At 72.4% G+C, this 9,677-nt stretch carries 2 protein-coding genes; both read left to right on the top strand.

What is annotated here, in order from left to right; all coding sequences use genetic code 11:
* Positions 1 to 11 precede the first annotated feature (11 nt).
* A complete protein-coding gene (locus tag GJV26_RS11275) occupies positions 12 to 4,073 on the top strand; it encodes a non-ribosomal peptide synthetase (RefSeq protein WP_155708904.1) in 4,062 nt (1,353 codons plus the stop codon).
* A 31-nt stretch (positions 4,074 to 4,104) separates the two neighbouring features.
* Positions 4,105 to 9,657: a type I polyketide synthase gene (locus tag GJV26_RS11270; protein WP_173346186.1), complete on the top strand. Its 5,553-nt coding sequence runs from the start codon at positions 4,105 to 4,107 to the stop codon at positions 9,655 to 9,657.
* The last annotated feature ends 20 nt before the right edge of the window (positions 9,658 to 9,677 follow it).

Raw genomic sequence — 9,677 nt, 5'->3', positions numbered from 1 at the left:
AGGAGACAAACATGGACATTATCGACAAGATCGCCGGCCTGTCCCGGTCGCAAACGGAAACGCTGCTGGCGCGCATGCGCGAGCGGCGCGAGGAGGTGGCGCGCGGGCAGGGCGTGCCCCAGCTGGAACCGGATGCCGGCCGCCGCCGCAAGCCGTTCCCGCTGACGGAAATCCAGCAGGCCTACTGGGTGGGCCGCCAGGGCAGCTTCGCGATGGGCAACGTTTCCGCGCACGGCTACCTGGAAGTGGAAGCGCGCGGCGCCGACCTGGAGCGGCTGGAACGCGCCTTCAACCGCGTCATCGCCCGGCACGACATGCTGCGCGCCGTGGTGCAGTCCGACGGCAACCAGCGCATCCTGGCCGACGTGCCGTACTACCGCTTCAAGGTGGAAGACCTGTCCGCCCTGGCGGCGCAGGAGCGCGCGGCCCGGCTGGCGGCGCTGCGCGACGAACTGTCGCACCAGGTGCTGCCGGCCGATGTGTGGCCGCTGTTCGAGATCCGCGCCAGCCGCCTGCCGGCCGGCGTGCTGCGGCTGCACCTGTCGCTCGACGTGCTGATCCTCGATGCGCACAGCTTCGACCTGGTCAGCGCCGACTGGCAGCACTACCACGACCACCCAGACCATGAGCTGCCGCCGCTGGCGTTCTCGTTCGCCGACTACGAGGCGGGCCTGCGCCAGATGGAAGGCACGCGGGCGTTCCAGGATTCGCTGCGCTACTGGCGCGACCGGCTGGACGACCTGCCGCCGCCGCCGGAATTCCCGCTGGCGCGCAGCCCGGAATCGATCGACGCGCCGAAGTTCACGCACCGCAGCCTGAGCCTGCCGCGCGGCGACTGGGAAGCGCTCAAAAAACGCGCGGGCGCGCTGCGCATCACGCCGGCCGCGCTGCTGCTGTCGATCTATGCCTGCGTGGTGCGGCGCTGGTCGCAATCGCCGCGCTTCACGCTGAACCTCACGCTGTTCAACCGCCTGCCGTTCCACCCGGATGTCGACCGCCTGGTCGGCGATTTCACCACGGTCACGCTGCTGGCGTTCGACCTTTCCGCGCCGCGCTCGTTCGCCGATATCGCGCTCGGCGTGCAGCGGCAGCTGTGGCAGGACCTGGACCACCGCGCCGTCAGCGGCGTGCGCGTGCTGCGCGAGCTCACCGAGCGCAAGCGCGGCGCGCAGTCGGTCACGATGCCGGTCGTGTTCACCGGCGCCCTGAACAGCGGCGGCGCGTCCGACGCGCTTGCCCATTCGGTGCCGCTCGACTGGCTGGGCCATACCGCGTATTCCGTCACGCAGACGCCGCAGGTGTGGCTCGACTGCCAGGCCGGCGAATACGGCGGCGACCTCGTCATCGACTGGGACAGTGTCGACGAACTGTTCCAGCACGGTTTCGTGGATGCGATGTTCGATGCCTTCACCGGCCTGCTGCAGCGGCTGGCCCGCGACGGCACGGCGTGGCAGCATCCGCGGCTCGACCTGGTGCCGCCGGCGCAGGCGTCGCTGATGGCGCGCGCCAACGCCACCGCGACGCCGGTACCGGCCGGGCTGCTGCACGAGCCGCTGCTGGCCCAGTGCCGCGCGCGGCCGGACAGCCTGGCCGTGGCCGACGGCACCCGCATGCTGACCTTCGGCGCGCTGTACCGCGAAGCCAATGCGCTGGCCCATGCGCTCTGCGCCCGCGACGTGCCCACCGGCGCGCTGGTGGCCGTGCTGCTGCCGAAATCGGCCGCGCAGGTGGTGGCGGTGCTGGGCATCCTCGAAGCGGGCACCGCCTACCTGCCGATCGAACCGGGCCTGCCGCAGGAACGCATCGACGAGGTGCTGCGCCTGTCCGGCGCCGCCGCCGTCGTCACCGACGCGGCCACGCTGAAGACGCGGCGGGTGGCATCGGCGCGCACCGTGATCGAGCTCGACGGCCTGAAGCCCGGCACGACGCGGCCGCTGCCGGCCCTGCGCGCACCGGCCGACCTTGCTTACGTGATCTACACGTCCGGCTCGACCGGCACGCCGAAGGGTGTCGCCATCGACCACCGCGGCGCACTGAACACCTGCGCGGACGTCAACGCCCGCATGCAGGTCGGCGCGGACGATCGCGTGCTGGGCCTCTCCGCGCTGAACTTCGACCTGTCGGTCTGGGACATCTTCGGCGTGCTGGGCGCCGGCGGCGCGCTGGTGCTGCCGGCGGCGGACCACGCGCGCGAACCGACGCACTGGGCTGACATCATGGCGCGGCACGGCGTAACGCTGTGGAACACCGTGCCGGCGCTGCTGGACCTGTACGTGGGCTACCTGCGCGACGTGGCCGAGCGGCCCGACCTGCGCCTGCGCGTGGCGATGATGAGCGGCGACTGGATCTCGCTGGCGCTGCCGGCGCAGATCCGCACGTGGTGCCCGAACGCCGCCATCTGGAGCCTGGGCGGCGCCACCGAGGCCTCGATCTGGTCGATCGCCTACCCGGTCGAGACGGTGGACCCGGCATGGCGCAGCATCCCGTACGGCCGGCCGATGCTGAACCAGACGTTCCACGTGCGCGACGCCAACCTGGACCACTGCCCGGTCGGCGTGCCCGGCGAGCTGTGCATCGGCGGCATCGGCGTGGCCGTCGGCTACTGGAACGATTCCGAACGCACCGCGCAGGCTTTCGTGCGCTGCCCGCACAGCGGCGCGCGGCTTTACCGCACCGGCGACCTGGGGCGCTGGCTGCCGGACGGCACGCTGGAAATCCTCGGCCGCATCGATTTCCAGGTGAAGGTCAACGGCTACCGCGTGGAGCTGGGCGAGGTGGAAAGCGCGATGAATGCCTATCAGGGCGTGCAGACGGCGGTGGCCAACGTGAGCGTGGGCGCCGGCAAGGCGGGCCAGCTGGTCGGCTATTACCTGCGCGACGACGCGCCGGCCGGCGGCGACAAGCTGCGCGGCGTGCTGTCGCAGCCGGGCCTGCGCCGGCTGCACGGCACCGAAACGCCGCTCGGCGGCCCGGCTGCAACGGCGCAGCGGATCGTGCGCCGCTCCACCCGTGCCTTCGCGGCGGACGCGGTGGCGCCGGCAGCGCTGGCGCGGCTGCTCGAACCGCTGCGGCAGGGCGGCGAGGACGGCATGCCGCGCTACCGCTACGCCTCGGCCGGCGGCCTGTACCCGGTGCAGCTGTACCTGCACGTCAGCCGCGTCGACGGCGTGGAGCCCGGCATCTACTACTACCACCCGGTGCGCAACGCGCTGCAGCTGGTGGCGGCGAATGTCGACCTCGACATGGGCCTGTACCCGCGCCGCAACCAGCCGATCGCCGCCGGCGCCGCGTTCCGGCTGTTCCTGGTCGGCTCGCGGCAGGCCATCGAACCGCAGTACGGCGCCGCGGCGCACACCCTGTGCCTGCTGGAGGCGGGCGCGATCAGCCATTTGCTGGAGGACGCCGCGGCCGGCGCCGGCCTGGGCCTGGTGCAGCTGGGCGGCTTCGACGCCGAGCGCGCCGGCGATCCGTTCGCGCTGGGGGCGGACGCGATGTACCTGCACATGCTGGCCGGCGGCCTGCCGGGCCGGGAAGCCCCCGAGGCGGGTTCGCCGGACGCCCCGCTGTCGAAGGCCGCGTTCGAGGAGGGCCTGCGCGCCCACCTGGCGCGGCGCCTGCCCGACTACATGGTGCCGCGCCAGTTCGTGCGGCTGGAGCGGCTGCCGCTGTCGGCCAACGGCAAGGTGGACCGCAAGGCGCTGCCGGAACCGGCCGCGCGCCGCGCCGCCGCAGCGCCCGCAGGTGCCGGCCCGGCCGGCCCGGCCAGCCCGCTGTGCGCGGAAATCTGCGCGCTGTGGGCCGAGGTGCTGGGCGTGCCGCAGGTGGCGCCCGACGACAACTTCTTCGACCTGGGCGGCACCTCGGTCGACATGATCCGCATCCACACGCGCCTGCAGCCGCGGCTGCCGGTCGACGTGAGCCTGCTCGACATGTTCTTCGGCCACCCGACCATCGCCGACCTGGTGCGCCATGTCGAAGCCGGCGATGGCCACGCCAATAACAACCACGACAACACCGCCGCCAGCGCCGACAGCGCGCCGCGCGGCCGCCGCCGCAACCGCGGCCAGCAATGATCACACGATGACCATATTCAGGGGAATTCAGATGAAAGAGAATCAACAGTACTCGGGCAAGATCGCCATCGTCGGCATGAGCGGCCGCTTCCCGGGCGCACCGGACGTGGAACAGTTCTGGAACATGCTGTGCGAAAGCCGCAGCGCGCTGAAGCACTACACGCCCGGCGAGATCCGCGCCGGCATCGATGCCCACGATTACCTGACCGTGCCGTACGTGGAACGCCAGGTCGGCGGCGGCAACTGGGTCGGCGCCGGCTACCACCTGCCCGATGTCGACAAGTTCGATGCCGGCTTCTTCGGCTACTCGCCGAACGAGGCCGAGCTGATCGATCCGCAGCAGCGGCTGTTCCTGGAAGCCTCGTGGGCCGCCATGGAAGATGCCGGCTACGCGCCGGACGGCTACCACGGCGTGGGCGCCGTGTTCGCCGGCACCGGCCTGTCGCGCTATTTCCTGAACAACGTGTACAGCAACCGCGAAGTGATGTGCGCATCGGACCGCGACCTGATCGCCGGCATCGGCAACGAACCGGATTACCTGAGCAACCGCGTCGCCTACAAGCTGAACCTCACCGGCCCGTCGGTCACCGTGCAGACCGCGTGTTCGACGTCGCTGGTGGCGATCCACATGGCCTGCCAGGCGCTGCGCGCCGGCGAATGCGACCTGTCGCTGGCCGGCGGCTCGATGGCCACCGTGCCGTCCGGCCTCGGCTACCAGTACACCGAGGGCAGCATGAACTCGAACGACGGCCGCATCCGCGCCTTCGACGCCGATGCCAAGGGTACCGTGTTCGCCGAGGGCGGCGTGGGTGTCATCGTGCTCAAGCGCCTGGAAGACGCCATCGCGGACGACGACAACATCCATGCCGTGATCCGCGGCTCGGCCGTCACCAACGACGGCTCGCACAAGGCCGGCTACACGGCGCCCGGCATCGACGGCCAGGTGGCCGCGATCACCCGTGCGCTGAAGATGGCCGGCACCCATCCGGAAGAAATCGGCTACATCGAGGCGCACGGCACCGGCACGGCGCTGGGCGACCCGATCGAGATCACGGCGCTCACGCGCGCCTTCCGACAGCACACCGCGAAGAACGCATATTGCGCGATCGGTTCCGTGAAAACCAACGTGGGCCACCTGGCGCCCGCCGCCGGCGTGGCCGGCGTGATGAAGGCCGCCATGGCCGCGCGCACCGGCATCGTGCCGCCCAGCCTGCACTTCGAGGCGCCGAACCCGCGCATCGACTTCGCCGCCAGCCCGTTCTTCGTCAACGACAAACTCAACGAGTGGCGCGCGGCGCCGGGCAGCAAGCGCGTGGCGGCGGTGAGCTCGTTCGGCATCGGCGGCACCAACGCGCACCTGATCCTGGAAGAGCCGCCGGTCACGAAACCCACGATGTCCGGCCGCAAGCTGCGCGTGTTCCCGCTGTCGGCCAAGACGCCCGGCGCGCTCGGCCGCGCCGCCGGCCAGCTGGCGCACTTCCTCGAACGCCATCCGCAAACGGACCTGGACGACGTGGCGTTCACGCTGCAGGAGGGCCGCCGCGCGTTCGACATGCGCGGCGCCATCGCGGCGGACGGCACGGCCGCGCTGGTCGAAGGCCTGAAGGCGCTGGCGCAGGAGCCGGGCAAGGTGGCCGCGCTGCCGGCCGCGAAAAAGCTGGCGCTGCTGTTCACGGGCCAGGGCGCGCAATACGCCGGCATGGCGCGCGAGCTGCACGCGCTGTTCCCGGCATTCCGCGCCACGTTCGACACGTGCTGCGCCACGCTGGCGAAGCACGTGGACACCGACCTGGCCGCGCTGCTGCTGGCCGAACAGGGTGACGAGGCAGCCAACGCGAAGTTGCGCGAAACCCGCTATGCGCAACCGGCGCTGTTCACCGTCGAGTATGCGCTGGCTTCGCAGTTGCGGGCGTGGCAGATCGAGCCGGCCGCGCTGCTGGGTCACAGCCTGGGCGAATACGTGGCCGCCACGCTGGCCGGCGTGTTCGCGTTGGACGACGCACTGCGCCTGGTGGCGCTGCGCGGCCGGCTGATGCAGGCGATGCCGGCCGGCGGCATGCTGTCGATCGGCGGCGGAGCAGACGTGGCACGGGCATGGCTGCGCGAGGAAATCGAACTGGCCGCCGTCAACAGCCCCCGCGCCAGCGTGGTGTCCGGCCCGCTGGCGGCGATCGACGCGCTGGCCGCCGAGCTGGAAGCGGCCGGCGTGGGCGCCCGCAAGCTGCAGACGTCGCACGCGTTCCATTCGGCGATGATGCGTCCGCTGGCCGCCGAGTTCCGCGCCGCCGTCGCCGCCGCCGCGCCGCGCGCGCCGGCCATCCCGGTCGTCTCCAACGTCACCGGCACCTGGCTGACCGCTGCCGAGGCGGGCGATCCGGATTACTGGGTGCGCCACCTGCTGTCGCCGGTGCTGTTCCAGGCCGGCGTGGAAACGCTGGTGAAGGACGGCTTCGGCTTCCTCGTCGAAGCCGGGCCGGCCGGCGTGCTGAGCACCTTCGTGCGCCATCTGACGGGGGCAGGCGCGGCGGCCGGCGCGAAACCGGCGGCGGTTGCCGTGCCGCTGATGCGCCACCCGCAGGACGCGATGGCCGGCGACCGCTTCCTGCTGCAGGGGCTGGGCAACCTGTGGGCGGCCGGCCACGCGCTCGATTACGCGGCGGTCGACGCGGGCAACCTGGGCCGGCGCATCTCGCTGCCCACCTATCCGTTCGCCCGCGAGCGCCACTGGATGGAACCGCCGGCCGCGCCGGACGGCATGCAGGGGGACGGGAACCTGCGCCGCGGCGCCGACCTGGGCGAGTGGTTCCACGCGGCTTCCTGGCGCCGCCAGCCGTGGCTGGAAGCGGTGCCGGCGCTGGCCGGCCGGCGCGTGCTGCTGCTGGCGCACGACGATGCGCAGGGCAACGCGCTGGCCGCCGCGCTGCGCGGCACCGGTGCCACCGTGGCGTGCGCCGAGCCCGGCCCGGCGTTCGGCGTGACCGACCTGGACGCCTACTGGGTGCGCCCGGCCGTGGCGGCGGACTGGGAACAGCTGGCGGCGCATGCCGGCCAGCCGGATGTCATCGTGCACGCCTGGCTGCTGCCGGCCCATGGCGGCGACACGCCGGCCAACGGCGCCGCCACGATGGAGCAGGGCTTCCACACGCTGCTGGCGCTCGCGCAGGCGTTCGGCAACGGCGCGACGGCCCGGCTGCCGCTGCTGTCGGTGGTGTCCGAACTGTTCGACGTGCAGCCGGGCGAAGCGGTCGACGCCGTCAAGGCCACGCTGCTGGGCGCGCACCTGTCGATCGGCCACGAATGCCGCGCGCTGTTCGGCCGCGTGCTCGATGCCGGCACCGCCGGCGACGTGCCGCAGCTGGTGCTCGACGAGCTGGCCCGCCTCGATGCCGAACCGCATGCGCCGGCCGGCCCCGGCGAGCAGTTCGTGGCCGCGCGCCACGGCGCCCGCTGGCTGGCGCACGTCGAAACGATGACGGTGCCTGAACCGGCGGTGCCCGCGGCGCTGGCGGCCGACGGCACGTACATCGTGACCGGCGGCCTCGGTGGCCTGGGACTGGAATTCGCCGAAGTGCTGGTCGAGCGGGGCGCGCGCAACCTGGTGCTCGTGGGCCGCAGCGGCATGCCGCCGCAGGATGGCTGGAACGCCTGGCTGGCCGCGCATCCGGACGATGCTGCGGGTGCCGCGCGCATCCGCCGCCTGCAGCGGATGGCAGCGCGCGGCGTGCGTGTCGTCACCGAGCGCTGCGATATCGCCAGTGCCGCCGACGTGCGCGCGATGGTGGCTCGCGTGGTGGCGGCGCTGCCGCCGGTGTGCGGCGTGGTGCATGCGGCCGGCATCGCCGGCGCCGGCGTGATGGCGCTGAAGACCCGCGAACAGGCCGATGCCGTGCTGGCGCCGAAGGTGCTCGGCGCCCTGGCGCTGGAAGAATCGCTGGCCGGCCAGCCGCTGGACTTCTTCGTTGCCGTGTCGTCGCTGTTCGGCACGATCGGCGGCGTGGGCCAGGCCGACTACGCGGCCGCCAACGCCTTCCTCGATGCGTTCGCGCGCAGCCGCAGCGCGCGCGGCCGCCGCACCCTGTCGCTGGCCTATGGCGGCTGGCGCGAAGTGGGGATGGCCGTGGCGATGGGCCACACGGCTTCCGCACCGGACCTTCCGGCCGGCCGCGCCCTCGGCCACCCGTACCTGTTCGGCCGGACGGAAGAGAGTGGTGCGGTGCGCTTCACCGCCCACCTGCGGGCGCAGGACCACTGGGCGCTGCAGGATCACCGCATCAACGGCATTCCCGTGATGCCGGGCACCGCGCTGATCGAGATGGTGCGCGCCGCCTGGCGGGAAACGGCCGGTGCCGACGGTGCGTGCACGCTGTCCGACGTGTTCTTCTACCGCCCGCTGTTCGTGCCGGCCGACCGGCTGGTCACGGTGGAGGTGGTGCTCCAGCCGGCCGGCAATGGCCATGCCGGCGGTTATGCCATTGAAGTGCGCGAAGGCGACGCGCCGGTGCTGTCGGCGGTGGTTGCCGGCGGCGCTGACGCCGCGCCGGCAGCCGATCTCGCCACCATCGCCGAGGAGTGCCGCGACGAGGTGCTGGAGTTCCCCGGCGGCGCGGCGGCGATGGTGGGCGAGGGCTTCCTGGACCTGGGCCGCCACTGGCAGGTGGTGCGCCGCATCCGCCTCGGCGGCCGGCAACTGCTGGGCGAACTGGCGCTGCCCGACGGCGTGGCCGACGATGCGGCGCTGGGCCTGCATCCCGCCCTGCTCGACATGGCCACCGGTCCGATCACCGGCCACCTGCTGGCGCGGCTCGACCTGGGGCTGGAAGACGAATACCTGCCGTTCACGTATGGCGCGCTGAAGGTGCACGGCCGGCTCGGCGAGCGCCTGTACAGCCACGTGCAGTACCGCGGCATGTCGGCCGACCGCGACGTGCTGCGCTTCGATATCGCGCTGTACGCGCCGGACGGCACGCCGCTGGCGGAAGTGGCCGACTTCCAGCTGCGCCGGGTACCCGCCGGCGCGCTCGACGCCAGGCCCGCCGCCGCGCCGGCAGTCGACGACGGCTCGATCTCGCCGCAGGAAGGCCGCGCGCTGTTCGCCCGGGCGCTGGCGCTGAAGGGCGGCGGGCACTGGATCCTGAACCCGCACCCGGTCGACGCCCTGCTGCGCCGGATGCGCGCCGCCCGCCTGGCCGAAGCCGCCAAGGCCGGCGAGCAGAAGGCCAGGATCGTGCGCGAGGATGTGTGCGTGGCGCCGCCCACCAACGCCATCGAGGAGGTGCTGGTGGCCGTCATCGAAGGCGCGCTGGGCATCACGCCGGTGGGCATCCACGACAACTTCTTCGACCTGGGCATCGATTCCGTGATCGGCATCCAGGTGGTGTCGCACGCCCGCAAGCACGGCGTGCTGCTCAAGCCGAACCAGCTGTTCGAGCACCAGACGGTGGCCGAGCTGGCCGCGGTGGCCGCCGCCGCCGATGCCGCCGCCGCTTCGTCCCCCTCTCCCGCCACGCCGGCGGTCCCGGCGGAATCCGTCGCGGCGGACACCGCCCACGACCTGGAAGCAGTGCTCGATGCGCTGGCCGACTGACCCTGTACCGAACCAAGCGA

It is taken from the genome of Pseudoduganella dura (assembly GCF_009727155.1).
Classification (GTDB): domain Bacteria; phylum Pseudomonadota; class Gammaproteobacteria; order Burkholderiales; family Burkholderiaceae_D; genus Rugamonas; species Rugamonas dura.
The sequence above is the reverse complement of the archived record's forward strand: the minus strand, read 5'-3'. Positions and strand labels throughout refer to the sequence as shown.

Excerpts from the sequence above, each read along its gene's own strand:
- GJV26_RS11275 (WP_155708904.1), top strand. The coding sequence starts at position 12 with ATGGACATTATCGACAAGATCGCCGGCCTGTCCCGGTCGCAAACGGAA.
- GJV26_RS11270 (WP_173346186.1), top strand. The coding sequence starts at position 4,105 with ATGAAAGAGAATCAACAGTACTCGGGCAAGATCGCCATCGTCGGCATG.